A 24,290-nucleotide genomic window follows, 5' to 3' on the forward strand; every position below is an offset into this window, starting at 1 on the left:
AAATTAAATATTAGAAAGTTTACGATACCATTTGGAAGAGATCCCCGGAAAAAGAGCTGGATGTAGAATTTTCGCCACGTCCAGCAGCAAGGAATCCGGCTTTACCACCGCACTTTCGTAGTAATCCAACCCGCCCGCAGGCCCTTTTCGCAAATCATAACCGTAAATTTCACCGGATTTCCACACGGGAAAAAGCCGAATCCGCTCCTCGTTTGCGCTGATTTCGTCGAGAGTCGCGTATCCGCCCGCATTGATCCACACATCCGCTTTTTGCACATCGATTAAAGTCCTTTCAAAAGGCAGAGAAAGCGTTTCTGAAGCCGAGTCCGACCGCCAAAGATAGATCCCTCCCGCATCCCGGATAAGCGCGGCCATAAAGCTGTTTCCCGAAGAAGCGAGCCAGCTTCCCGAAGACGGCGTTCCCGTGAAAACAACGGGCCTTTCCGAGTCTTTCAACAAATCCAGCCGGCCTTTAATCGCCAAATATTTTTTTTCGCTTTGAGAAAAAAGGGAATCCGCCAGAGCTTCGCGACCGGTCAGAACGCCAAAGAACTTTATCCATTCCGCTTTGCCGAGCGGATGTTTTTCCCGCCATTCCGAAGTCAATACGACCGGCATCTTTAACTGCGAAAGCTTGGGGTACGCATCGTGAATTGTCTCGCCTGTCGAAAATGCAAAAATGGCATCGGAGCGCAGCCCGTATATTTTTTCGGGAGAAAGTTCCACGCCTTCACCGACTTCGCTCACCCGCAAAGAGTCCACTCGACGGTAAAAGGCCGAATCCGCAATGTATTTTTTGGAATCCACACCGACAATCCGCTCCGGCACCTTCAATGCGGAAAGGTATCCAAGATAGGTCGAAGAAAGTATCGTCATCCGTTCAACGGGAAGCGCAAGACGCGGAAGCTCCGCCAAATCCGGCGGCACATTCGACGGAGAAAGAGAATCCCGCAAGAGCCAGCGCAAAGGAGGCATTTTTCCGTTTCGCACCCACAGGATCCGAAAACCGCCGCAGGAATCCACTCCAAAATTCGCCGCATAAGAAAGAGACAAAGCGGCACTTTCTGCATAGGCCCGATTTTTCGCATCAGCCCGTCTTTCTCCCGGCAAGCCCCAAACCCATATGACGACGGCCATTACCAAGAAAAAAAGCCCAATCAGCGTTATCCGTCTCATTTTCATGCGCCAAACATATCAAAATCCAGAAAGGGCTTTGCCTTTTCCGATTAAAATTCCTAGAAAAAATATCTCCATGTAAAATTTTTAAGCTATTTTAAGCAACATGAAAAACAGAAAGATTTCCCTTACCCTTTTTGTCGCAACTCTTTGTGCGATAACGTCTTTCGTATTTGCCGAACCCGAAGAGGGCTTTTATGAAAAGCACGACATCCGCGGATTCATTTCCATTAACGCGGACTACCGGGGAATGCGCAGTGCCTATGCGAATTACCTGAACAAAATTCTGTTCAGCAAAAATTTCGGGCATCTGGAAACATATCAAGTCGAAGACGACACCTCGACCGTCACCGTTTTTGAAAAGGACGGTTCGATTTCCCAATACGAGCATTTCAACGATTACTATCTCGGTCTGCACGTGGAAGTCGGTGCGCAATACCACCAGTTCCTGACCTGGTTCGACATCAACTTCATGCCCACCCAAGTTTCCGAAAAACCGGCGAGCAAAAACAGCAGCGGCCACGATCTTTACGATATCAAATGGTTCTCTTACGGCATCGACTGGATGTTCGGCTGGAAGCTCTTCGGTGAAAGCACCATCATCAATTTGATTCCCTCCGTCGGCTTCGGCATCAACCTGTTGAACATCCACCTCGGTTCCAACTACGCCTTCAGAACCGAAGACGGCGATACCGTAACCGTGCGCAATCGCTATTACAGCGTGTTCTCGCCCACCATCAACACCCAACTCGAACTGCGAGTCGATTTGGACCCGTTCTCCATCGGTGCTTATGCGGGCTACCGCGTTATCCGCTTCAACGAATTTGACGTGGAAGGCTATCTTCTCGGCGAACCGGACAACAACGGCGACACCTGGTTTATGGGCGTCAAGCTAACCTGGACATTCCTTTCGGAAAACCAGAAGAAACTCCGCGACAAGCTGTAGCTTTTCCCCTAGGCGACAAAAACAACTCTCGAGTCAGCACATCTCTGCTGGCTCTATTTTTTTCCATCACCCGTTCCATCGGAATGTAGTAAGTCGATTCCCGGCGCAAATCCTTGTCCGTATGCCAATGGACCTCGCGGTTCTGATTGCAATAGGTAAAGTTCCAGCCCAAAAGAAGAGTGGGGACATTCATTCGGGCAAGCCGTTCGGGAAGGCCCGCAAACTGCCCCTGCGTACTGGCAAGAATCAAGGCGTCCAGCTGCTTGTATTGCGCATAAAGTAACACGTCTTCTTTCAGAGCCATGTTGGGGCACAGGTTTTTCACATAATTCACTTCGGCAAAATGAACGCCAAAACCGGCTTTGGCAAGCTCCCCCGAAAAGAACATCATTCCGCGATGACGAAAATCGTTGTCCTCTTCGGGATTGCGATAGGGATGATAATAATGCGACATCATTTCAATGGAACGCCCCGCCCAAAAATAACGACTTGCCTGGGCAGCCGCCCAATTTTTAAGCCCCAATAAATTGATGCCGTTGCATTCCGGGACTTGATTGCGGTAGTATTCATTGACTTTGCGCAAAGTAAAGCCATCGACAAAAAAACCGACTTTAAATGCGTTTGATTCCGCGGATTGATTCATAAGGGTTCTCCTCTAAAAGTGGAACCCCTATGGGATTAACGTTTTTCACGGCGATTTGTTCACCATGAAATAAAATTTTACGAAAGGCAAGCTAAAACGGGCTTTGACGAGTCGTCCTTCAAATAATTGCCCATCCCAGTATTTGTTAGGTTTATGACGAAAAAATGTTTGAAATTTACAAGGCTTTGTGGATATTCGAGGACGCCCTGCCACCTACAATTTCAAAAGAGCCATGAGGAATTTTTGTTCCCTATTTTGGATTTGCTTATTTCCGTCTGAGTTTTTCCGTCCAAAGAAAAGCGGATTCCGATTTGCATAATTTTTAGGGAAAGATATAAAAAAATGGAGCAAGGTATCAGCACCGTCCGTCGAATTTTTCCAAGCGTTTTATATTTTTAAATTTTGAAGACAAAAATAACGCAACGAAAAACAACCTAAAAAGCATTGACAACGAAAAAAATCGTATTATCTTTTTGATGTGTTTAAAATTTGCAAACCCGTTCTATTGTTTTTAATTGCATTATCGTTATGTAAAGCCGAATTTGCGCCAAATTCGGATGCTGGGATGGTTTCTATTTCTATGGATGGGGAAAGCCTGCAAAATTTGCTATCGGTTTATGAAAATTCCGGATATCATGATTTCGGCACAACAGATATGTTGGAAAATGTAAAGGAAATTAAGAGTGTAAATGAGTATTATTTCTACAACTTTAAGATGGATTTGAGCGACGATGATTTGAAATTTAGCATGGATGGGACATTGGATGCGAATGCGAGAAAAAATTTTTGGGTGTACCTTTTCACCTAAATCTAAAAGATGTCTGCGATGATTTTTCGAGTATCTCTGCAAAAAACATCGAGATGTTTTTTAATTTAAAAACCAAACACGGCGGGATTCTTCGGTTGGAGAAAACTTTGAAATGATGCGAAATGGATGTCTCCTGTTTTTTTTACTGCTGCATCTGCTTTTGGAGTATGCTGTTGCTATGCCGTTGGCGGAAAATCCGTTGGAGCAAAATGAAAAAACTTCCGTTGAATTCAATGGCGACAGCGTGAAAATTTATAATGACCTGATAGCCAAAGAAAATTACGATTCCCATTATGGTCCCAATGTCGCCGGGATGATTGTTGGAGGATTTTTGATTGGCTCAGGAACATTTTTTTTGAGTGTGGCCATTAATGACGTTTCAAAAAATGATTTTGCGTCGGCAATTTCGGTAGGCTTCTTTTCTGCAATTTCTATTCCATTTTATCTAGTTGGTCTTCCTGTTTTTTTATACAACACGTATAAATTTGTCGTGCGCAAAGGCCATGCGAACCGGCGAGACGAGTATATCGATGCGTTCAAGCGTTACAAGGAACGGCGAGAAAATTCCGTGCAATGGACAATCGTTCCTTCGGTGAATCTGGCGAATGCGGGCGGCAGGCTGAATTTGCTCGTGGCGTTTTGAGGTATGGAATGATGCGGAATAAACGGATGCTGTTGTTTTTGTTGTGGAGTCTGTTTTGGGGATTTGCCAATGCGGAGGAAACCACTTTGGCGAATGGGGAGTTTCCTTTGAAACAGGGTGAAGAGCTTTCGACTGGCGGGGTGGATGACAGCCTATCCATCTATAACGCTTTAATTGTTGAAGAAAGTTTGAATGCCGACTATCGTTCGAATGTGACTGGCATGATTTTCGGAGGCGTTTATGTCGGGCTTGGATCTGGCTTGCTTGCGGGAGGGATTGGCCTGCTTAACTCTTTTGGCGACGAGAGCTTTTACCGTTTACTTGGTGTAACATTTATCGTCGTTGCTATTCCTTTTTATTTGGTCGGTGTTCCTATCCTGATTTCCAACATCGATGAGTATAGGGATTGCAAAGGCCATGCGAATCGCCGAGACGAGTATATCGATGCGCTCAAGCGTTACAAGGATCGGCGTGAAAATTCCGTGCAATGGATGCTTGTTCCGTCGGTGAATTTGGCGAATGCGGGCGGCGGGCTGAATTTGCTCGTGGCGTTTTGAAAGGAAAAAATTTTAGCTGTAGCGAATGTTTGAAATTCGCAAGGATTTATAGACATTCATGAAAACCTTGCAAAACTTCTAAACTTAAAAATCAAGAACCATCTCTGCAAGCCACCTTTTCTTCAACGATTGAAGAAATAATTGATTCCAAGACAAAAAATCCAAAGACCAGATCTATTCTATCAAAGAAAAAGTAGCTAGTGGTCAGATTTTAGAAGCCGTTGAAATTCAGATTTTGCCCGGAGTAGGCTCCTTCGCATCCCAATTCGACGGCTCGTAACCCGAAACCGCGTAATCCCGACGATGGAGGCTGTAGCCGTAACCGTCCGCGTCTTCGGGCCAAAGCCCCCGATCCGAGTAAAGTATCGCATCGGAAACCTGATAATAGACGACCGAAGAATCTTTCAAATTCTTGGCGATTTCCAGCGGATTTTCCACGGAGATTTTTTCCCCGCGGTTGGAAAGTTTTCCCGCATACTGGAAAATCTGCAGCGATTCGGGCAACTTCCATTTGGCGCGAAATTCTTCCACCGTTACGGGAACCGAAGAAAATCCGTCGGCTGCCGTATAATTGGTAGGGATAAGAACGGCGACTTCCTGCGGCAAAAGCACATTGCTCTCCCCGAATTCAAAACCGACTCCCGAAATTTTCCAACCGACGAACAGCGTATTCAGCATCGTGCGGAGAGTGACGGAAGAATCCGAGTTGTTAACGATTTCCAAAAATTCCACGTCGCCATCAAGAGGATTGTAAAAGACTTCGCTGATGAAAAGCGGTCCCAGGGAAATTTCCGAATTGGCTGCACCCTTTGTCGGTTTTTGCAGCATTCCCTGCTGGCTCGTCTCGTCGGAAAGCGAAATCACGCCCGCAGAATGCCCCGGAAGAACCGCAGCATATTCCAAGCCGGATTCCACTCCCGTCACCTTTCCCGCTTGCACTTCACGCAAATAAACCGCTTCACCACGCGCGACAAAAGAAACCGCCTCCAAATTTCCCGATTCGCTTTCCAAGGAATCCAATACGACATAGCCTTCCGCCGCAATTTTTGTCCCCGCCGGAATATAGCGTACGCTATCCTTGACATCGGCACGGATAAGCTTCCAACCGCCGATATCCGCTTCCGCAGGACCCGCATTGTAAAATTCTATCCACGATTTCGATTCGCCACCGTGATACGGCATAATTTCGTTGATGCGCACCGACGAAGCGGCGTAATACGGGTCCTCGATAGAACCCGGATTGCCGTTCACGGTTTTGCTCGCCGCCCACGATTCCGCATAAGCGGGATTGTCTCCAATGAAAACGAGGGAGCTGCCGTTTCCGTCGGCAAGACTCGGCCAAGGCGGATTGTTGTCAAAGCGGGCGTCAAAATCCCCCTTCCCGTCCAATTTGATTTCCAAAACATCTCCTGAATTGGAAAGTTTATACCCGGCGTCCCATTGGAAAAGCCGTCCCGTGAAAGAGGGATATTTCTCCCGGAAAAGCGACGCATCTTCCGTCACGACGATAATTTCATCGATATCCAAAGGTTCATCGGGAAAAGAATACTGCACGGCACCGTCCAAACGCAAATTGACCGCCGACATACTGGAAAGCGATTTCCCCGTCAGCTTGAGTTCGACAAATTCCGGATAGCCGGGCGCTGGATTGTACATCAGTTCGGTGCAAGTCATCGCGGCAATTCCCACTTCCCGCGTCTTTCCGCTGCTGCTGTCACTGCAACCGATAAAAGCGAAGGCAAAAGCCGCTGTCAAAGTCACCGTCGAAAACGGTAAACGCCATTCTTTTTTCATGCGAAAACCTCCTTGGAATTAATAGTGTCCGCTAAAAGTTAATCAATTTCGTAGAAAAGTTATAAAAAAAGACGGTTCCCGATAATCGAGAGCCGTCACTTTTGGTATCGTTTTAAATAACCACAAATAAAAGGAACCAAAAGCAGTATGAAAGATAGCAACTTTAGCGGACAGCCGGTATTTTCCCAGATAATGAAGCTTATTCCCAAGAACCTTGTCCTGTCCCTATCTAGACAGAACGGCGGGGAACGCTATGTCAAGAAGTTCGATGCGTACCAGCATTTGCTTGTGCTCTTGTTTTCCGTCATGGAGCAGTACAAGTCCATCAATCAAATCTTGCTGGGGCTCGAAGCGGAATCGAGACGGCTAGTCCACGCCGGACTTACGGAGATCCCCAAAAGAAGCACATTCGCTGACGCGAACGGACGGAGACCGGCCGCGATATTCGAACGGCTCTACCATGAGTTGCACAAGAAGTACGAGCACTGTTTAGCGGACAGCCGGGACTATTTTTGGTCCAAAAGGCTTTATGTCATGGACTCGACGACTGTCTCCCTCTTCACCGACGTGATGAAGGGTGCCGGCAGGAACCCGAAGCTGGGCAAGAAGAAGGGCGGAGTCAAGGCGCACACCGTGATGAAGGATTCGTCTGGAGCGCCGGAGTTCGTCATCGTGACCCCGGCAGCGAAACATGACAGCACTGAACTCAAGAAAGTCAAGCTTCCCTCGGAATCATTTCTTGCTATAGACAGGGCATACATCGACTACAAGTTGTTCGAGAGCTTCTCCAAAAAGAAAACGACCTACGTGACCAGGATGAAGAAGAACCTCAAGTACGACCATGTGTCGGACAACCCCGTTTCAGACAACATACTTCGGGACGAGAATGTCCAATTTCATTTTGTCTCCCGCAAGAAGGAGCGAGTTCACAGGGCCCGCATAGTCGAACATTATGTCGAGGAGACGGGAAAGACATGGCGGCTGCTTACGAACAACAATGAACTTCCTGCCAAGGAAATAGTCGAAATTTATCGAAGACGCTGGCAGATAGAAACCTTCTACCGCAGTCTCAAGCAGAATTTTCCGCTTCATTTCTTTTACGGAGACAGCGAGAATGCGATCCGGATACAGATCTGGATAGTAATGATAGCTAACCTGCTGACAGCCATTGTTCGTGCGCAGACAAAAAGGAAGCTGAGTTTCTCCAGCACGGTTCTGCTGATACGCCAGTGTGCAACCTACTACGTAGACCTGTACAAACTCCTGGAATCTCCAATAAAGGCTGTAAGGGATGCATACGTCGGTGGACTCGCTCCACCGCAATCACAGCAGTCATTCCTGTCCCAACTGAACTGAAGGGGGCTCGTATTTTGAAACAAGTCCCGTTTTCCTTGAAAACGGGACGTTTTGGGGATTATGAATTCATGAATTAAAGTTTAGCGGATAACAATACCTTGGAATCTTCAAAATCGCCAGCCAGATAAGGGAAACGCGCGTCACGAAAATCTCGGGGATTTTCATAAACCCGCTTCCATTCGGCGGCAGCATTCCCGAATTTAGAAAACGCTCCATGTTTTAAATTGAACCGGTGAATCAAATCGAGCATCCAGAACGGCACCTGTAAAGCGGGGCACTTCAATTCCAAAACGGCGTTGCAATCCCTTTGAAAAAATCGCGGCAGGCTGGTGGACCACATCTCCGCCGAATCGACGCTGTAATCAAATCCATTTTCTTCGCGAAAGCGCATCCCCATGTCGATTGTCACCCGGGAATATTCCTCGTTCAAGCCAAACCAGGCGCGCCTTTTGTATTGCGTCAAAAGCCTCGGTTGCGCATTATAAATATGCGTTTTGCCGATAAACTGACGCACATACATTTTGTCCGTTTCCGTTTTGCAGGGCCACTCCTCTTCGGGATGGGACCACACAAAAGAAGGATTCACGCCTTTAATCGTTCCTCGACTTTTATAGCCGACATTCGCCACTTTCCGCTTGACTTCAAAATGAAAAGAGCCCTCGTTGTCCGGATGTTCGCCGTAACAGCGCACCCGCATATTGAACCGGTCCAACTTGCCCGCTTTTTTCCAACTAAGAAAAGTCCACCGCGGGGAATCCAGATACAAATTCGTAATCCAGTAAAACCCGCCCGGCGTCTTTTTGGAATAGAAATCCTCTTCGCAATAAGGTTTCAGAAAATCCCCGATTTCGTCGGCGAGGGACACAGGAATGTGATACTTGAGTTCAAACCTTTCAAGCAGACTGAAACCGCGCGCTTCGCTCATTTTTCAGGTCCCGCTTTCAAATGATTGTTCACATCCGTTCTGCCGAGCGATCCGGTCTGAAAAAGAAGATCCAGATACACGGTAAAAATATTGTCGTCCAATTCCACGATTTTGAGCTGGCTTTCCACAGAGCTCTGCTTGGCGCGCAGCAAAAGAAGGGGATCGTTTCCAGCCCGATTCGCAAAGTCTTCGAATAAAGCACCCTGATCGACCTGTTCCACAAATTTCTGCTGCACTTCCCGCTGGGTGATGAGCCCTAGAATTTCTTCGCGGCGGCGTTCCACTTTTTGCGAGACGTCTCGCTTGGTCTTCTGGTAATCCCGTTCGCTTTCTAAGACATCGATTTGCCGTTTTAAATTGCCGGAATTGTCATTGCTGAAAAACGGAAGCCGCACCGCGATGGATGCGTAAAATTTATCCTGCGTTCTGCGGTCGTCATCGGTGCGCTGCAACTGCCACTCTTCAACACAACTCGAACCGCTGCATTCCTTTGTTATCCATTTGTATTTGTAACGTCCGTGCACATACTTGTACCCCACGCCGATTTTTGAAATGTAATTGCGATCGCTCGCCGTTTCCTGTTCGGCGCGTTTTTCATCCACGGCCCATTTTGCGCGAGCCGTCGCCACCTCGGAATATCTTTCTGCATTCAAAGACATCTCGGTCAGAATTTTTTTCAATTCCTCAATCGACGGTAAAAATGTGGAATCAATATCCACTTCATCGTAGCCTTCGACCCATGAAAGCAGTTTCATTTTAGAATCCCGAATCGCATTGGAGTCGGCGACAAGCTTTGCCGAAATCGACACCTGCTCTTCCAAAGCCGAAACCAGATCCTGCAAACGGAATTCTTCCGAGCCGCTCTGCGCATGCAAAACTTCTATACGATCCGCCGCGATTTGCGAAAGCTGCAAATGCAAATGCAAAATCTGTTGCCACTTGACAAATCGAAGCGCGTGTTCGTAGCGTTCATAAAGGACGAGCGCCCGATCCAGATTCTGGTGCGCCCGCTGGTATTCCGCTTGACTTTTCCAATAAGCATCGTCGGCAGAACCTTCACCAAAGGCTTTCGGCTTGATTTTCAATTCAAAATCGTGTTCCATAAAGCCGAAACCGTCCAATGTGTACTCCAACTCCAAATCGTCCCAAAGTTTGGTCCCTGAACGGTGAGCAATGGCAGACTGTTTTTTCCCCGACGCTTGCAAAACCGGATCGTTTTCCGCAGACGCAATCAGCTTTTCCCAAGTCAGAGGGGTCGCAAAAGCCGACACCGAAAGAACGAGACCCCAAACAGAAAATCTCATTTTTCATCTCCCTGCATCACGGATTCCTTGAAAATCTGGGGAATTTTTGTTTTTTCTGCAATGGAAACCCTTTCGCCTAAAAGCAACCGATTTCCCTGCGGAACCCGAATCGTCACTTCTCGCCCGTAAAGCGGCATATCTACCATTTTCAACAAACGAATCGGAAAAGGCACTATCCGGCTGGACATTCCTAAAATGGCACCCATCATGTGCTCGCCGCTATTGGAAATGACTTCGACTGCATCGCCGACTTCCAGACGCGCCACAATCTTCTCGTTGATGTAGCCCCGTACAAGAGTCACCTCTTTATGCGTGAGAGTGATAATCGGATTAAAACTCGAAACCTTTTCCCCGTCACGCACATCGACACTGGCGACAATCCAATTTTCCTTGGCGACAATCGTCTGCTCGTCAATCTGCCGTTTAATCATTTCCATTTCGCGATGGAGCGCTTCGATTTCCGCCTTGTTGCTCGTTTTTTCCAAGCCTTTGCTCCCCCTCAAAAGACGGATTTGCGAGGCCGCATTCGCTTCGGCAACGCGCAATTCCTTTTTGAGATTCCGGATGCTCAACAGGATGCCGCTGTTGCTGTCCGCTTTGACCGAACCGGAAATGCTCTTGAGCTTGGAAGAGAGTGCCTGATTCTGCTGATACTGCGTATTCAGTTTTTCGATTTCCAAATTGATGGTGTTGCGGCGCATATTCAAATCGGATTGGACTTCCGCGACTTTCTGATCGATGCTTGCCGAATTGATGTTTCCGCGCCCTTCGATGGCGTCCAGTTCCCGCTGGAGCTCATTCATGCGCACGGCAAGGGCGGGGCGAGCCAATTCGACCAGAGTGTCGCCCGCTTTGACTTCTTGCCCCGGAATCACGTGAATTTTAACGACTTCCACCGCTTCCGGCATACTGATGATGGTTTCGTCCGCTTCGGCGATTCCCGAAAAAACGATATTCTGTCCGTGAAAACAATACCCGAGAACGACGATAGCTACCACAGCGACAATCCAGGCAAAAAGCATCTTGTGCGATTCAATGGCATGAAAACGAGAAGAATTCAAGTCCGCCAATTCGTCCAATTTCTTAAAAAACATTCCCATCTCCTAGACTTCCGTCGTTGCGTCCTGCATCATAAAGTGAATGTTGGAAACTCCGGGGATTTTCGTCAGCTCTTTGAGCACTTCGTTTGCCGGACGCTTGCGGCGCAAGCGCACCTGGTAGGCGACATCGATACGTTCGCCGCCATCGACCTCTCGCATTGTAATCAGCACGAAGGTCTTGATATTTGCCCGCAAAACTTTTTCGAGTGCTTCCCGGGAAGCGGAATCGTTTGTCATGGCAAAGCGGAGCATCCCGTCAAAAAAATTCTTGGTGCCGAGACCCGAGCGGGAAAGTACAAAAGCGATAACGCAAAAAGTCAGCGTTCCACCCGCAGCGATTCCCCAAGCGAAAACGCCGCAGCCGATGCCCGCACCCAGAGCGGCGAACAAGAACATAATGTCCCGCGGGTCCTTAAAGCTCGTCCGAAAGCGCACAATCGAAAGTGCGCCCAGCATTCCCAAACCGCGACCGACGTTATCGCCAATCGCCTGCATCACGGTGGCGGCCACAACGGAGCTCAGCACCAGGGCCTGGACAAAATTCCGGGAATAGGAAAGTCCCAAAAAAGTGTGTTCGTAGGTAAATCCTATCGCCGTCGAGCATACGAACGCCAAAAGCAGGGTATATACCATTGTGATGACTGTCGGATAAGCGGCGCTGGATTGCACCGTGAGAAGATCTAGCATAAAAAGCTCCAATGTTTGCCTAACTTGAAATTAAATATCCATCTTCCAGAAAACACCCTAAATAAAATTTAAAAAAGGGGTTTAAGCGATTTTTTACGTTCTTTTTGCGTTTTTCGGGAATTTTCGTTCTTTTTTTGGGGATTTTCAAAAATTCGCGGGAAAGAAAAACAAAAAAGGGCGGATAATCCGCCCCGATTTTCTAAACAAGCAGGACTATTCCGTAGGTCCCAAAGGAGCGTCCGAAACGACCGGCGACTTGGACACCAGGCGCATATAAACAATTCCGAGGATTGCCGAAGCAAAACTGCCCGAAAGAATGCCAACCTTGGCCGCGGCAAGGAAATGCGCATGGTCCGCATCGCTGAACGCCAGACCCGCCACAAACAAAGACATGGTGAATCCGATACCGGCAAGCATTCCCCCGCCCAGAAGAGCTTTCCAGTTCACGCCCGCAGGCAATTTGCAAATCTTCGCTTTAATCGCCGCAAAGGACACAAGGAATATGCCCAGCGGCTTGCCGATTAAAAGTCCCAAGGCAACGGACAAAGTGACAGCACTGATTGCGCCCGGTTCAATCACAACGCCCGCATTTGCCAAAGCGAAAAGCGGCATAATCACAAAATTCACCCAGGGCTGCAAGTGCGTATTCAAGCGTCCCTGCAAAGAACCGCTCTCGCGAGAAGTCCGTTCCAGCATATCCAGAACTTCTTTGCGCTGATCGTTTGTCATCGGACGATTCGCCTTGACCGCATCCCCCACAGTCACAATAAGCTTGTCCATGTAGGTCTTGGCGACCATCGGCGTCACCGGAGTCAAAAGCCCGATAATCACACCGCAAATCGTCGGATGCACGCCGCTTTGCACAAAGCAGAGCCAGGAAATCAAAGCCAGCGTTCCATGGACAAACAGATTGCGGATACCGACTTTAAAGGAGAGCCACGTCAAGAACAGGAACAGAGCAGCCACCGCCAAGGCTGCCCATTGCACGCCGCTCGAATACCCGACCGCCACGACGATAATCGATCCGATATCATCGGCAATCGCCAAAGTCAGAATCATGACCCGAAGCCCATGCGGAATGCGAGAGCCGAGCAAAGCCATGCAACCGACCGTAAACGCAATATCCGTCGCCATCGGAATTCCCCAGCCGTGGTGCGCTGCGGGAGGGCAAATCAACAAATAGATAATCGCAGGAAAAATCATCCCGCCGACAGCAGCCAGAATCGGCAAAAGAGCCTTGCGCACGTCATGGAGTTCCCCCTGCACGATTTCACCTTTGACTTCCAGCCCGACGGAAAAAAAGAAAATCGTCATCAGGGCGTCGTTCACAAACCAGCCGATGGTCGGAACATGACCGTGCAAAGCCTTGTCGATGCTCCACGGACCTATAGTAAAATTAAAAGGCAGGTTCCAAAAAGCACTGTAGGATTCCGGAGACAGGTTCGCCCACAGAAGAGCCAAAAACGTTACAACAATTAAGCCAATGCCCGCCGTCGATTCCACTTTTAAAAAGCGCTGAACGGGAGCGACAAATTTATCGATAGCCGCATGCGGCATAGCCGTATCGAAAACATTTTTTTCTGCCATCGCGATTCCTTTATAATGAAGGGGACTAAAAAATAAAAAAAGAACGGTCATATCCAATTCCCATTCTAGAAAAAGACGATGAAACGCCTAAAGTCGAAATAGTGCGGCACTTTCGCTTTGTAAAATAAACGCAGCGACTAGATTCACAAATCCGCAAACTAAAAAAACGCGAACGTCATCCTGCGCAGAATAGGCTCTCCGTTCTACAACGGAAAATCTGAAAACAAAAAGTTTCCTCTTCAAGTTGTCGGCAACAAAAAAAGGCCGCCACAAATATGACGGTCTTTTTAAAGGAAAAAATCCTTTACGGCCTTGAAGCCGTATCGGCGCGACGAATCGCAACCGATTTTTCGACTTTGCATCAATACAAGTGCGGAGGCGGCCAACGCGGGTTCTTGGAACTCATATCGACCTTGTAGAAATTCTTGCTGTAACGGCCATCGTCTTCACCGTAGAGGCGCATGACATAGCGAGACATCCACTTGGCGATTTTCAGGACGGTAAGCTTGTGGCGCAAGCGGCCTTGGCAATCCCGGTTCGTAATATCGGGCAAAGTATTCGTCGTCAAAATTTCGTCGATAGCCGGACTGTTCAGCTTTTCACGGGCTTCCGGGCTGGAATTAAAATGCGAAACGCAGAAGCAGACCCGATTCGGTTTGCCGGTCTTCAAGTAGTCGCAGCAACGGACAATCGTCGAACCCGTGCGAACCATATCGTCGAACACGATGACATCCTTGCCTTTCAGGTAATCCAGTTGCACTTCGCTATCCGGAGAAAGCGACATGCTGACTTCCCGTTCGCCGGAACGCACCTTGCTCATAATGACGCGTTTGCACTTCGGCAATTCCAAAGCGTCGAACATCGCATTCACAAACGGAGTCGCCCCTTTATCCGGAGCAACGATGACCAGATTGTCGCCGTCTTTGCCGGTCTGGACAAAATTCGACGTCTTGATGTAATGCGCATACACTTCCGTCGGTATCATGTTGTGGAAATGCCCGCCGAAAATATCGCCGTAAAGATTCTGGACCTTGACCGAATGGTTGTGCACCGTCACCACAGCATCTACACCGGAAGTTTTGAGAAGCTGGGCGTAAAGGAGGGCGGTGAACGGCTGGCCGTCAAACTTTTTCAAGTCCGAAAGCGGGCGGTCCTTTTCCAAATCGCCAAAGCGATGAGCACCGCGATCCTGTGCACTGTAAAACAAATCCGGTTCAATCAAAACAACGCTTTTAGCTCCGTTCTCTTTGGCAGCACGGGCTAGAATACAAGCGCGCATAGCAAGATCGTTGCGGCTCCACTCGTGGGTAGTGGACGAGCAGATGAGCACAATCTTGCCTTCCAAGCGCTTGCCGATATTTTCATCGTCGAAAACATCCAGCATGTAACGCGGACAGAATTCGGTATTCGCATAAGTTTTGAGCGAAACGGTATCGGAAATATCTTCGCGAAGCCCGATATACTGCGCCATATCTATCGCAAACGGGTCGTCCGTAAAGGTTCCAGTCACTATGAATCGATCTTGCATCCGGGAAATCCTTTTTTAAAGGTGTAACAAAGATAAAAAAAGGCAAAAGCACTAACGCGCTTTCGCCTAAAATTTTCGGATTAACCGCTGCCTTTTTTAAAAGCCGGCTTACTTGATAGAAATCGGACAGGCTTTGGTTTGCCAAATTTCCTTGGCATACTGTTCGATGGTGCGGTCCGAACTGAACTTGCCCATGCGAGCGGCGTTGAGAATCGCCATTTTCGCCCACTTGTCCTTATCCGCATAAGCCTTAGCGACTTTTTCCTGACATTCGACATAGGAGCGGAAGTCCGCAAGCAGCAGGAACGGATCGCTCGAAAGGAGCTTTTCCACAATCGGGCGGAAGGTTTCCGGATGGTCCGGGCAGAAGAATCCGCTGTTGATGAGATCCAGCACGCGACGCAGATCGTCGTCCTTTTCGTAGAAGTCGCGCGGACGGTATCCCTTCGCCAAAAGTTCCTGGACTTCTTCGACGGTAAGGCCGAAGAGGAAGAAATTGTCCGCGCCAATCTCTTCGCGCATTTCCACGTTGGCGCCGTCGAGAGTGCCAATCGTCAGCGCGCCGTTCATGGCGAACTTCATATTGCCCGTACCAGAAGCTTCCGTTCCGGAAGTCGAAATCTGTTCGGAAAGGTCGGCAGCCGGAATGATTTTTTCGGCGAAGCTCACGCGGTAATTTTCCAAGAAAATCATCTGGAGCTTGCCCTTGCAATCCGGATCGCTGTCGATAATAGCGCCCACGGCGTTGGCGAGGCGAATAATCTGCTTGGCCATCCAGTAGCCCGGAGCGGACTTGCCGCCAATCATCACCGTACGAGGCGTAACCTTCTTGCCGTCCTTGATTTGGAGATAGAGATAAATGACGTGGAGAATGTTCAACAGCTGGCGTTTGTATTCGTGAATGCGCTTGACCTGAATGTCGAAGAGGGTGTTCACATTGACATCCACATTTTGCGTTTGCTTGAGATACGCCGCCAGACGCTTCTTGTTTTCCAATTTGACAGCCATAAATTCCTTGCGGAACTTGGCATCTTCAGCAAACTTTTCGAGCTTTTTGATTTCGCTGAAATCCTTGACCCAGTTGTCGCCGATTTTAGAAGAAACCAGAGCGGACATCGCCGGATTCGCCTTGCGCACCCAACGCCGCGGAGTCACGCCGTTCGTCTTGTTGTTGAACTTTTCCGGCCAGAACTCGTAGAAATCCTTGAAGAGGCTAGTCTTCAAAAGATCGCTGTGGAGTGCCGCCACGCCGTTTACCGCATAGGAACCCACAATGGAAAGGTAAGCCATGCGGATCATCTTTTCATTGCCTTCCTGAATCAGAGACATCCGGGAAAGGCGCGCCGTGTCGCCCGGCCACTTGAGGGAAACCTTTGCAAGGAAGCGAGCGTTGATTTCGTAAATAATCTGCAAATGACGCGGCAAGAGTTTTTCAAAGAAGCTCACCGGCCACTTTTCCAAAGCTTCGGGCATGAGCGTGTGGTTCGTGTAAGCAAAGGTACGCGTCACGATGTCCCAAGCTTCGTCCCATTCCAAGCCTTCGTCGTCCAAAAGAATGCGCATCAGTTCCGCAATGGAAATCGCCGGGTGCGTATCGTTCAACTGGATGGCGACCTTGTCCGGGAAAAGCTTCCATTCGCCGTCATGCAACTTTTTGAAACGGCGGACAATGTCCTGCAAAGAAGCGGCGCAAAGGAAATACTGCTGGCGCAAGCGCAAGATTTTTCCGTTCACGGAGGAATCGTTCGGGTACAAGACCTTCGAAATCGTTTCCGAAAGTTCCATATCCTGGACTGCGGCCAAATAGTCGCCATTATTAAAATAGGCAAGTCCGAATTCGTCGGCACTCTGCGCACTCCAAAGACGGAGGTTGTTCACCGTGTTATTGCGGTAGCCGGGAATCGGCGTGTCATACGGCAGAGCCAGCACGTAATCCTTCGTTTCCCAACGGTTGCGAAGCTTGCCTTTGTCGTCCGTCCAGGTCACCACGTAACCGCCGAAAGGCACCTTAATCGCATTCGCCGGACGCGCGATTTCCCACGGATTCGGGAGACGGAGCCAATTGTCCGGCAATTCTTCCTGCTGGCCGTCTTTGATTTTCTGGTTGAACATGCCGTATTCATAGCGAATGCCCATACCCGTCGCCGGGAGTTCCAAAGTCGCCATCGAATCGAGGAAGCAAGCGGCCAAGCGTCCAAGTCCGCCGTTGCCAAGCCCCGCGTCCACTTCTTCTTCGCGAAGTTCTTCAAGGGTCATGCCCAGTTCGGCAACCGCTTCTTCCACAGCGCTTTCCACATCCAAATTCAAAACGGAATTGCCCAGGGTGCGGCCAATCAAAAATTCCAGAGACAGGTAGTAAACGCGCTTGACGTCCTTTTCGTAATAGGTTTCCTGCGTCTTGATCCAGCGATCGATCAGGCGGTCGCGCACAGCATATGCCACGGCCAAAAATTTTTCGTGTTTTGTCACCGTGTGTTCATCACGGGCAAGAGAATGGTGAATGTGATTATCAAAAGCGTTCTTGAAAGCCTGGACAGTATTTTCCAGAACTTCGGAATGTTTCTTGGACGGTTCTTTTTTTGCCATAAGTCACCTTTGCAAAGTTTTAAATTTTCCCCAAAGATAGAAAATTTCTTAAAATGCCGTTTACAAAACGGCATTTGCGCTGTAAATCGGGCAACGACGGCGTTTGGTGCTCTGTGCATCGACTAGCTCAGCAACCGGCGGTCCCTGAGTTTATCGAAGGGCAGGGACCGGTTGTCAAACCGGTCGAAGCGCACTAACCTAAGTTCAGAAAACCAGGCGAAAGGAAAAGTGATCCGTAAATAGTGGATAGTGGCCAGATAGACAATTCGGACTGACAACTGAAAACTAACAACTGATAGCTGACAACAAGTTATTCTAACGCAACCGATTTTCGATGGGATCGATTTTTTAGAAGAGATTTTTGTAAAAAGAAAGAAAGAAATTAGTCCGCTTTTGTTTACGCTTTACTACATTTATTTTCAACAATGGATTCTAAATCAACAATTCACAAACAGAAGGAAAACTATGAACCGCATTTTCAAAATTTTCGCCCTGGTCGCTGTAGCAGCAACCCTGTCCTTTGCCGGCGGAGAATTTCATTTCGGTGCCCGAGCCGCCGGAACATTCGGAACCTGGTGGGGAGATGACGCCGAAGACGTCCCTTGGGGATTCGGATTTAGCGCCGGTCTTACTAGCGGGATCGAAATTCTTCCCATATTCGCCGTCACTCCTGAAATCGACATCGCCCTCCGCCGTGTTTCCGATGACGATGTGACCGTTCGCCAATGGTATTTGGAAATTCCCGTTTTGGCCCGCGTGACCCCAATTCCGCAATTCTATTTGGAAGCAGGTCCCACCTTCGCATTCAACTTGTCCTCCGAAATCGAAGAGGAAGTCGGCGACGTAGAGGTTACAGCAGATCTCGACGACTATATAGTCGTCCCTTAAAATCCCGCCCAGCCCGCATAACTATTGGGAAAAATTGATTTCTACCCTGTGAAAATATTGCAAGGTTTTCTAAAATATGACTGAAAACCTTGCAATTTTTCCCATGTACAGACCGCCAAAATCCTCCGCCCAGACAAGCCTTTTCTGTTCCCTTGAGGAGCAGTTGAACCACAAGCATCCCCTTTACGTTCTTGCGAACAAGATTGACTGGAACAAGTTCGAGACCGAGTTTTCGAAACTGTTTGACGACAAAATGGGTGCGCCGAACAAGCCGATCCGTCTCATGACCGGGCTCATCATCCTGAAGCACATCCGCAACGTATCGGACGAGTCCGTCGTGGAGCAGTTCCAGGAAAACGCCTATTACCAGTACTTTTGCGGAGAACGGTTCTTCTCGACGGAGCAACCCTGCGACCCGAGCGAACTTGTCCACTTCCGGCATAAGATCGGCGAGGAAGGCTTGGACATGATCCTCAAGGAAAGTATCCTCGTCAACGATGACCACGATAAACAAGGACCGACAGGATGCGGCACGGTCTTTCTTGACACGACCGTGCAGGAAAAGAACATCACGTTCCCTACAGACGCCAAACTTGCGAACAAGATAATAGAGCAGGTGCAGAAAATCGTGGAAGAACACGGCCTTCCGCAGAGACAGTCCTACAAGAGAACCTTGAAGAAGATTCATCGTGACCAGCGTTTCCGCAATCACCCGAAAAACGCCAAAAAGGCTCACAAGGCGGATCGCAGGTTGAAAACCATCGCGGGACGGCTCGTCCGCGAAATGGAACGGAATCTTTCGAAGAAAAATCTGTCGGGTACGTACAAAGGAAAAATTGAACTTTTCTACAAAGTTCTGGCACAGAAGAAATGCGACAAGGACAAAATCTATTCGCTACACGAACCCGAAGTGAAATGCATCGGCAAGGGCAAGGAACACAAGAAATACGAGTTCGGCAACAAGGTGTCAATTGCCCGGAGCTACAACGGCATCATCGTCGGCGCAGTCGCGTTCAGGGACGAGTATGACGGACATACGATAGACGATACGCTTGACCATGTTGAACAAATGCTTGGATTCAGGCCGAGCCAGGCCGCATGCGACCGAGGCTACCGCGGACAAAAGGAATCCGGAACGACAAAGATCGTGATACCCGACGTCCCGAAGAAAAACGCGACTTACTACCAGAAGAAAAAGGCACACAATCTTTTTTGCAAGAGGGCTGGCATCGAGCCTATCAACGGCCATCTGAAAAGCGATCACCGTATGGGCAGAAATTTCTACAAGGGAATCTTTGGCGATATGCTCAATGCAAAGCTTGCAGCAGCGGCGTTCAACTTCAAGAGGGCCATGAGGCGCTTTTTTGTCCTGTTGGAATGGCTATACTTTTTTTGCCTTCTGTGGAACGGAATGAACAAAAAATGCGAACGTCCTTATCTTGCGTTCGCAAAGTGACCTTTTTAAGGGACGACTATATAAGCACCTTTGAATTCGGCCTCGCTTTGGGTGCTGGCTGGTCCATCATTCCCAATTTAGATGTCAATTTCCGCTTGATGCTGGGCCTCACCTCTATTGCGGAAGATTACGAAGAAGATGGCTATTCTTATTCCTCGGATGTTCAAAACCTGCGTCTGTCCATTGGCGCGACCTACTGGTTCCTGTAACCAGAGCCGCTATTTTGGGAAGCCCGCCTGCATGGCGGGCTTTTTTGTAAAGGAATTCGCTAAAACAACTTCGGCGAATGCTTCGGCAGGCTCAGGGACCGTTGGTTGGCGTGCTTCGACGGGCTCAGCAACCATGCTTAGACGGGTTCAGCAACCGCTTGTCGAACTAGTCGAACCAATCGAAGGGCGACAGGTTCACAAGAGTGGCGCATTCCCCCGCCCGAATTTTGCGTGAGGGATAGTTACCCGGATGGGCGGAGACGCTTGCGGCTCCGTTGCGGAAAGGCTTTTGCCTTGGAGCAATATAGCCCGACCCGCGAAAGCGGGGCACACCCAAAAAAGAACTCCCGCCAATGAGGGTCAATGGAACTTCAGGTAACGAAACGCGTATTTGGCCAGTTCCAGCGGCATTCCGAATATGAATTTTTTGCCCGACTGGAGATAGGACCGGATCAGTTTATACACGCGAATCTGGTCGTCGCGGGTCTGGGACAGCAAAAAGCGGCGGAACTTCATCAACCGCAAGTGCTTTTGCCCAAAATTTTCGCGGCAAAGTTTTTCGTAGAGGCGCAAGGACGATTCCGAAAGTTCCCCCGAGCGAAGCCCGTCGCCCACGACCGCCGAAGCTAAAAGCCCCGCGCGCATCGCCGTCGCAATGCCGCCGCCCGTCAAGGGATTTGTATGGTGCGCCGCGTCGCCGACAAGCAAGAAGCGGTCTTTGACAGTCCGTTCCAAATTGCCGGAAACGGGAATGAGTCCGCCAACTACGTGATTTTCTACGACTTTCGCATTCGGGAACAATTTTTTCAGCCAGTCGAACGCCACTTCTTCTATGCACTTGTCGGATTTTGTCGAAATCAAAAAGCCAGCACCGAAATTCGTCACGTTGCTTTTCACTTTCGGAAAACTCCAGATATAGCCGTCGTTAATGTAATCGACGCCCTGCCAAAAGGTGAGGTAATCGGGCTTTGTCAAAATCCCTTTGACTTGAATATCGACGCCAGTGCAAGTCGTCGCCGGTTTCTGGAGGGTGTTCAAGCCGACCATGCGCCCGATGCGGCTTTCCACGCCGTCGGCGGCGATGACCATTTTCGCTTGGATGAATTCGGTTCCTCGGGAGGTTTCCACGGTTACTGTACGATAGCCGTTCTGCACTTCGCCCACCGCAGAAGCCCGAGCGTTCGTCTCGACTTCCGCGCCGTCTTCCTCGGCCAAATGCGCAAGCCACGGGTCAAATTTTTCGCGGTTCAGCATCACGCCGACGCCCGGCATTTTGCAGTCGAGTTCCACACCGCCCGGACCGTAAACATAGAGCCCGTTCAATTCCGTTTCGATGCAGTCCGGTTCAATCGGGCCGAATTCTTCCTGGAGACGTTCCAATTTGGTGCTGGCTTCACCGCAACGCACAGGATAACCGATTTTTTCCCGTTTTTCAATCAGCAAAACCGAAAAGCCCTGCTTTGCCAAATTCCTTGCCGCAACGCTCCCGCCAGGGCCCGCACCGATAACCAGCACATCATAAGAAGACTTTTTCATTCTTCGACCTCCCGCAGCGTCAGCGCTCCCGCCGGGCACGCCTTGCAGCACAAACCGCAGCGCACGCATTTCGCATCATCGATTTGCAAATCCAGGCCAAACATATCCAGAGCCATCGAAGCGCACACTCCGACGCAGCCCGCGCATTCCAGGCATTTTTCCCGATCGTGATACAACTTTTTCATTCGGCTACCTCAAAATCTTCGGTGAAAAAAAATCGCGAGCGACAGAGCGATGCTTCGCCAAGCCAGTCAAGGCGCAAGCGACAAGAGCCGTCATGGCAAAGAATAAAACGACAAGAAAATGAATTTTTAGAGGCAGCCATGATGGGAAATATAGAATCTATTTGTTCAAATAAGTCCCCCAAAGACGGTGACCCCTTTGAGTCTTTCAATCGCCTATTTTAAAATGCCGGAGCCAAGAAGACCAAAAGTCTCTTTTTTCAATGCGACTCGCCCGACATCGCCAAGGCATCTTTAAAGAAATTCTATATTTCTGCATTTCAGTGGGTTTTGTTCAAAAGCCCAAAGATTTTTTTGTTTTTAGGAGTTTTAATGGCTATCCAAAATTCAAAGCGCGGCATTTTGATCAGCATGACGCCCTATGAAAAGAGAATTGCCGTGATGGAAGGTGGAGATCTCGCTGAACTGGTTGTGGAAAGCGCAGAATCCAATCGTGTCCTCGGCAATATCTACAAGGGGGTCGTGCAAAAAGTACTTCCGGCGCTAAAGGCCGCATTTATCGACATCGGGCTTGAAAAGGCCGGTTTTCTTCATCAGGAAGACGCAATCGACCGCAACATCCTCCTTTCCCGAGAATATGGGGACAAGGACGACGACGAAACCGTGGGCGAGGAACTTTCCATCGACCAGATTCTCCACGAAGGACAGGAGATTATGGTTCAAGTAGTCAAGGAGCCCATCAGCACCAAGGGTGCCCGTTTGACAACGCACCTGAGCTTTGCCGGTCGTTTTCTCGTCTGCATGCCGAACACCAACTTTATCGGCGTTTCCAAGCGGGAACGCGACCCCAAAAAGCGCCGGGAATTCAAAAAGGTCGTGCGCCGCCTGAAAGGACCGGATGTCGGCTACATCGTCCGCACCAACGGACTCTCTGAAAGCGAATTGGAAATTTCCAAGCAGATGCGCGAACTGGAAGCCAAGTGGGAAGAAACCAAAACCAATTTCGAAAACCAGCCCGCCGAGACCTGCATTTTCAAAGAATCCGACTCCGTGGCCCAGACCATTCGCGAGTACTTTAGCGACAACACGGATTACGTCTATGTCGATGACCGCGACGAATACATCGCGATTCGCAAGGAGCTGCAAAAGCTGTCCTCCGACAAAATCAACAAGGTCAAACTCTGGACTTCCAAAGAAAGCCTGTTCGAATATTTCAAAATCGAAGACGACTACGCCCGTTCCCTGCAACGCTCCGTCCCGCTTCCCCACGGCGGCAATCTGGTGATTGACCAGACCGAAGCGCTCGTCGCCATCGACGTGAACACGGGTCCCAAGGTTTACGGCAAGGATCAGGAAAAAATCATCTTTGAAACCAACATCGACGCCTGCTACGAAATCGCCAAGCAGCTTCGCCTGCGCGACATCGGCGGTCTGGTCGTCATCGACTTTATCGACATGGAACTTCAGGAAAACCGCGACGCGATTTACCAGGAATTCCGCAAGGCCATTCGCAAGGACAAGGCTCCGATTACGCCAACGCCGCTTTCGCAATTCGGCCTGATGGAAGTGACCCGCAAGCGCGTGCGCACCAACCTGATGACCGAAAAGACCCATGTCTGCCCGATCTGCCGCGGAACAGGACACGTTTTCCGTTTGGAAACGACCCTTTCCGCCATCGACCGCTGGCTCTCGCGCGCCCGCTCCAAAGGCAAGTTCAAAAAGGTCAAGATGGTCGTCAGTTCCGAAATGGTGGATCTCCTTTGCAAAGATATGGCGCGGATGTTCCACTACCTGGAATACAAGCACGAACTCCAGCTGGAACTGGTCGAAGACGACAAGATGTATCCGAGCCAGTTCTACATGTTCAACGACAAGGACGAAGACATTACGGAAGAATACAATTTCGTGTAGCCTTCCATTAAAACAGCAAAAGCCCCTGCGGAAATTCTGCGGGGCTTTTTTGATTTGGGAATTATGAACAATCTTCCACCAAATACTCTTAATTAAATTTTTTTCTTCAAAACAAGAATTTCTTTTCACAAGATGAATTTTTTCTCGCAGAGTGCGAGGTGCTCGCCTTCGCGGCGGGCGGAAGGGATAAGGGGGCTTCTGAGTTGCGAAGGCCAGCCCCTTTTCCCTTCACCCTATCCCCCGCCACGCTTTGCTGTGGGAAATTTTGGATTCTGGGGCGGAATAAGATGTGTTACGTTACGAGAAGGTGAACTTCTTCAAGCGGGGCTTTTTCTTTCACTCAATTATCAGTTCCAACTCCCAACCGGTCCCTGCCCTTCGGGCAGGCTCAGAATCCGCTAGTTAGTGCACCTCGGCAAGCTCGGTAACCGCTTGTCGAACTGGTCGAAGGCCCCCAACTTCTAATCC

Annotated in this window: 22 protein-coding genes; 10 read left to right on the forward strand and 12 right to left on the reverse strand. The window is 49.3% G+C overall.

Annotated elements, in window-relative coordinates; all coding sequences use genetic code 11:
• Nucleotides 1–3: 3 nt before the first annotated feature.
• Complete coding sequence (locus tag BGX14_RS07930) at nucleotides 4–1,137, reverse strand: ABC transporter substrate-binding protein (protein WP_158223267.1); 1,134 nt, start codon at nucleotides 1,135–1,137, stop codon at nucleotides 4–6.
• 145 nt (nucleotides 1,138–1,282) lie between these two features.
• Between BGX14_RS07930 and BGX14_RS07935 the strand changes: the two genes are divergently transcribed.
• The gene (locus BGX14_RS07935; protein ID WP_073305969.1) at nucleotides 1,283–2,122 is read left to right on the forward strand and encodes a hypothetical protein; all 840 of its coding nucleotides are present in this window, start codon (nucleotides 1,283–1,285) and stop codon (nucleotides 2,120–2,122) included.
• Here BGX14_RS07935 and BGX14_RS07940 read toward each other — a convergent pair.
• The gene (locus BGX14_RS07940) at nucleotides 2,064–2,765 is read right to left on the reverse strand and encodes a hypothetical protein (protein ID WP_095879557.1); all 702 of its coding nucleotides are present in this window, start codon (nucleotides 2,763–2,765) and stop codon (nucleotides 2,064–2,066) included. The genes BGX14_RS07935 and BGX14_RS07940 overlap by 59 nt on opposite strands.
• Nucleotides 2,766–3,270: 505 nt before the next feature.
• On the opposite strand from BGX14_RS07940, the gene BGX14_RS07945 reads away from it, so the two are divergent.
• The 3 genes from BGX14_RS07945 (at nucleotide 3,271) to BGX14_RS07955 (ending at nucleotide 4,773) form a co-directional block, all read left to right on the forward strand.
• The gene (locus tag BGX14_RS07945; RefSeq protein ID WP_143394189.1) at nucleotides 3,271–3,573 is read left to right on the forward strand and encodes a hypothetical protein; all 303 of its coding nucleotides are present in this window, start codon (nucleotides 3,271–3,273) and stop codon (nucleotides 3,571–3,573) included.
• 112 nt (nucleotides 3,574–3,685) lie between these two features.
• The gene (locus BGX14_RS07950) at nucleotides 3,686–4,216 is read left to right on the forward strand and encodes a hypothetical protein (RefSeq protein WP_143394190.1); all 531 of its coding nucleotides are present in this window, start codon (nucleotides 3,686–3,688) and stop codon (nucleotides 4,214–4,216) included.
• 8 nt (nucleotides 4,217–4,224) lie between these two features.
• The gene (locus BGX14_RS07955; RefSeq protein ID WP_095879560.1) at nucleotides 4,225–4,773 is read left to right on the forward strand and encodes a hypothetical protein; all 549 of its coding nucleotides are present in this window, start codon (nucleotides 4,225–4,227) and stop codon (nucleotides 4,771–4,773) included.
• 228 nt (nucleotides 4,774–5,001) lie between these two features.
• Here BGX14_RS07955 and BGX14_RS07960 read toward each other — a convergent pair whose 3' ends face one another.
• The gene (locus tag BGX14_RS07960) at nucleotides 5,002–6,567 is read right to left on the reverse strand and encodes a lamin tail domain-containing protein (RefSeq protein WP_095879561.1); all 1,566 of its coding nucleotides are present in this window, start codon (nucleotides 6,565–6,567) and stop codon (nucleotides 5,002–5,004) included.
• A gap of 147 nt (nucleotides 6,568–6,714) precedes the next feature.
• Between BGX14_RS07960 and BGX14_RS07965 the strand changes: the two genes are divergently transcribed.
• Complete coding sequence (locus tag BGX14_RS07965; RefSeq protein WP_095878730.1) at nucleotides 6,715–7,923, forward strand: IS4 family transposase; 1,209 nt, start codon at nucleotides 6,715–6,717, stop codon at nucleotides 7,921–7,923.
• A 73-nt stretch (nucleotides 7,924–7,996) separates the two neighbouring features.
• Here the strand turns inward: BGX14_RS07965 and BGX14_RS07970 are convergent, their stop codons facing one another.
• The 7 genes from BGX14_RS07970 to BGX14_RS08005 all read right to left on the reverse strand — a co-directional run bounded on the left by BGX14_RS07970 (nucleotide 7,997) and on the right by BGX14_RS08005 (nucleotide 17,640).
• A complete protein-coding gene (locus BGX14_RS07970) occupies nucleotides 7,997–8,848 on the reverse strand; it encodes a polyphosphate polymerase domain-containing protein (RefSeq protein ID WP_095879562.1) in 852 nt (283 codons plus the stop codon).
• Nucleotides 8,845–10,152, reverse strand: a complete 1,308-nt coding sequence (locus BGX14_RS07975) for a TolC family protein (protein ID WP_073305976.1) — start codon at nucleotides 10,150–10,152, stop codon at nucleotides 8,845–8,847. The genes BGX14_RS07970 and BGX14_RS07975 overlap by 4 nt, the downstream gene beginning before the upstream one ends.
• The gene (locus tag BGX14_RS07980; protein ID WP_143159488.1) at nucleotides 10,149–11,246 is read right to left on the reverse strand and encodes an HlyD family secretion protein; all 1,098 of its coding nucleotides are present in this window, start codon (nucleotides 11,244–11,246) and stop codon (nucleotides 10,149–10,151) included. Before BGX14_RS07980 ends, BGX14_RS07975 begins: the two co-directional genes overlap by 4 nt.
• Nucleotides 11,247–11,255: 9 nt before the next feature.
• Nucleotides 11,256–11,939 (reverse strand): DUF4956 domain-containing protein, encoded by a 684-nt coding sequence (locus BGX14_RS07985; protein ID WP_073305978.1) that lies wholly within the window; start codon nucleotides 11,937–11,939, stop codon nucleotides 11,256–11,258.
• Nucleotides 11,940–12,152: 213 nt separating this feature from the next.
• Nucleotides 12,153–13,526: a Na+/H+ antiporter NhaA gene (gene nhaA / locus BGX14_RS07990; RefSeq protein WP_233126449.1), complete on the reverse strand. Its 1,374-nt coding sequence runs from the start codon at nucleotides 13,524–13,526 to the stop codon at nucleotides 12,153–12,155.
• Nucleotides 13,527–13,887: 361 nt separating this feature from the next.
• Nucleotides 13,888–15,054 (reverse strand): ribose-phosphate pyrophosphokinase, encoded by a 1,167-nt coding sequence (locus BGX14_RS08000; protein WP_073305980.1) that lies wholly within the window; start codon nucleotides 15,052–15,054, stop codon nucleotides 13,888–13,890.
• 108 nt (nucleotides 15,055–15,162) lie between these two features.
• The gene (locus BGX14_RS08005; RefSeq protein ID WP_095879563.1) at nucleotides 15,163–17,640 is read right to left on the reverse strand and encodes a glycogen/starch/alpha-glucan phosphorylase; all 2,478 of its coding nucleotides are present in this window, start codon (nucleotides 17,638–17,640) and stop codon (nucleotides 15,163–15,165) included.
• 53 nt (nucleotides 17,641–17,693) lie between these two features.
• Here BGX14_RS08005 and BGX14_RS15530 point away from each other — a divergent pair, with 53 nt between their 5' ends.
• The 4 genes from BGX14_RS15530 to BGX14_RS08020 all read left to right on the forward strand — a co-directional run bounded on the left by BGX14_RS15530 (nucleotide 17,694) and on the right by BGX14_RS08020 (nucleotide 20,193).
• Nucleotides 17,694–17,837, forward strand: coding sequence for a hypothetical protein (locus BGX14_RS15530; RefSeq protein WP_158223268.1), 144 nt, complete (start codon nucleotides 17,694–17,696; stop codon nucleotides 17,835–17,837).
• A gap of 268 nt (nucleotides 17,838–18,105) precedes the next feature.
• Nucleotides 18,106–18,528 carry an outer membrane beta-barrel protein gene (locus BGX14_RS08010; RefSeq protein WP_143394192.1) on the forward strand — a complete coding sequence of 141 codons (423 nt, stop codon included), beginning with the start codon at nucleotides 18,106–18,108 and terminating at the stop codon, nucleotides 18,526–18,528.
• Nucleotides 18,529–18,631: 103 nt separating this feature from the next.
• Nucleotides 18,632–19,984 (forward strand): IS5 family transposase, encoded by a 1,353-nt coding sequence (locus tag BGX14_RS08015; protein ID WP_198951137.1) that lies wholly within the window; start codon nucleotides 18,632–18,634, stop codon nucleotides 19,982–19,984.
• Nucleotides 19,981–20,193 carry a hypothetical protein gene (locus BGX14_RS08020; protein ID WP_095879565.1) on the forward strand — a complete coding sequence of 71 codons (213 nt, stop codon included), beginning with the start codon at nucleotides 19,981–19,983 and terminating at the stop codon, nucleotides 20,191–20,193. The genes BGX14_RS08015 and BGX14_RS08020 overlap by 4 nt, the downstream gene beginning before the upstream one ends.
• 360 nt (nucleotides 20,194–20,553) lie before the next feature.
• On the opposite strand, the gene BGX14_RS08030 is transcribed toward BGX14_RS08020, so the two are convergent.
• Both BGX14_RS08030 and BGX14_RS08035 read right to left on the reverse strand, forming a co-directional pair.
• Nucleotides 20,554–21,729, reverse strand: a complete 1,176-nt coding sequence (locus BGX14_RS08030) for an NAD(P)/FAD-dependent oxidoreductase (RefSeq protein WP_095879567.1) — start codon at nucleotides 21,727–21,729, stop codon at nucleotides 20,554–20,556.
• Nucleotides 21,726–21,914 (reverse strand): 4Fe-4S binding protein, encoded by a 189-nt coding sequence (locus tag BGX14_RS08035; RefSeq protein WP_073303573.1) that lies wholly within the window; start codon nucleotides 21,912–21,914, stop codon nucleotides 21,726–21,728. The genes BGX14_RS08030 and BGX14_RS08035 overlap by 4 nt, the downstream gene beginning before the upstream one ends.
• A gap of 369 nt (nucleotides 21,915–22,283) precedes the next feature.
• On the opposite strand from BGX14_RS08035, the gene BGX14_RS08040 reads away from it, so the two are divergent.
• Complete coding sequence (locus BGX14_RS08040; RefSeq protein ID WP_095879568.1) at nucleotides 22,284–23,822, forward strand: Rne/Rng family ribonuclease; 1,539 nt, start codon at nucleotides 22,284–22,286, stop codon at nucleotides 23,820–23,822.
• Nucleotides 23,823–24,290: the final 468 nt, after the last annotated feature.

The organism is Fibrobacter sp. UWS1, assembly GCF_002300445.1.
Taxonomy (GTDB): domain Bacteria; phylum Fibrobacterota; class Fibrobacteria; order Fibrobacterales; family Fibrobacteraceae; genus Hallerella; species Hallerella intestinalis.

What these genes read in the sequence shown, in the direction of transcription:
- BGX14_RS07930 (WP_158223267.1), bottom strand. Translation starts at nt 1,137, where the DNA reads ATGGCCGTCGTCATATGGGTTTGGGGCTTGCCGGGAGAAAGACGGGCT.
- BGX14_RS07935 (WP_073305969.1), top strand. Translation starts at nt 1,283, where the DNA reads ATGAAAAACAGAAAGATTTCCCTTACCCTTTTTGTCGCAACTCTTTGT.
- BGX14_RS07940 (WP_095879557.1), bottom strand. Translation starts at nt 2,765, where the DNA reads ATGAATCAATCCGCGGAATCAAACGCATTTAAAGTCGGTTTTTTTGTC.
- BGX14_RS07950 (WP_143394190.1), top strand. Translation starts at nt 3,686, where the DNA reads ATGATGCGAAATGGATGTCTCCTGTTTTTTTTACTGCTGCATCTGCTT.
- BGX14_RS07955 (WP_095879560.1), top strand. Translation starts at nt 4,225, where the DNA reads ATGATGCGGAATAAACGGATGCTGTTGTTTTTGTTGTGGAGTCTGTTT.
- BGX14_RS07960 (WP_095879561.1), bottom strand. Translation starts at nt 6,567, where the DNA reads ATGAAAAAAGAATGGCGTTTACCGTTTTCGACGGTGACTTTGACAGCG.
- BGX14_RS07965 (WP_095878730.1), top strand. Translation starts at nt 6,715, where the DNA reads ATGAAAGATAGCAACTTTAGCGGACAGCCGGTATTTTCCCAGATAATG.
- BGX14_RS07970 (WP_095879562.1), bottom strand. Translation starts at nt 8,848, where the DNA reads ATGAGCGAAGCGCGCGGTTTCAGTCTGCTTGAAAGGTTTGAACTCAAG.
- BGX14_RS07975 (WP_073305976.1), bottom strand. Translation starts at nt 10,152, where the DNA reads ATGAGATTTTCTGTTTGGGGTCTCGTTCTTTCGGTGTCGGCTTTTGCG.
- BGX14_RS07980 (WP_143159488.1), bottom strand. Translation starts at nt 11,246, where the DNA reads ATGTTTTTTAAGAAATTGGACGAATTGGCGGACTTGAATTCTTCTCGT.
- BGX14_RS07985 (WP_073305978.1), bottom strand. Translation starts at nt 11,939, where the DNA reads ATGCTAGATCTTCTCACGGTGCAATCCAGCGCCGCTTATCCGACAGTC.
- nhaA (WP_233126449.1), bottom strand. Translation starts at nt 13,526, where the DNA reads ATGGCAGAAAAAAATGTTTTCGATACGGCTATGCCGCATGCGGCTATC.
- BGX14_RS08000 (WP_073305980.1), bottom strand. Translation starts at nt 15,054, where the DNA reads ATGCAAGATCGATTCATAGTGACTGGAACCTTTACGGACGACCCGTTT.
- BGX14_RS08005 (WP_095879563.1), bottom strand. Translation starts at nt 17,640, where the DNA reads ATGGCAAAAAAAGAACCGTCCAAGAAACATTCCGAAGTTCTGGAAAAT.
- BGX14_RS15530 (WP_158223268.1), top strand. Translation starts at nt 17,694, where the DNA reads ATGCCGTTTACAAAACGGCATTTGCGCTGTAAATCGGGCAACGACGGC.
- BGX14_RS08010 (WP_143394192.1), top strand. Translation starts at nt 18,106, where the DNA reads ATGAACCGCATTTTCAAAATTTTCGCCCTGGTCGCTGTAGCAGCAACC.
- BGX14_RS08015 (WP_198951137.1), top strand. Translation starts at nt 18,632, where the DNA reads ATGTACAGACCGCCAAAATCCTCCGCCCAGACAAGCCTTTTCTGTTCC.
- BGX14_RS08030 (WP_095879567.1), bottom strand. Translation starts at nt 21,729, where the DNA reads ATGAAAAAGTCTTCTTATGATGTGCTGGTTATCGGTGCGGGCCCTGGC.
- BGX14_RS08035 (WP_073303573.1), bottom strand. Translation starts at nt 21,914, where the DNA reads ATGAAAAAGTTGTATCACGATCGGGAAAAATGCCTGGAATGCGCGGGC.
- BGX14_RS08040 (WP_095879568.1), top strand. Translation starts at nt 22,284, where the DNA reads ATGGCTATCCAAAATTCAAAGCGCGGCATTTTGATCAGCATGACGCCC.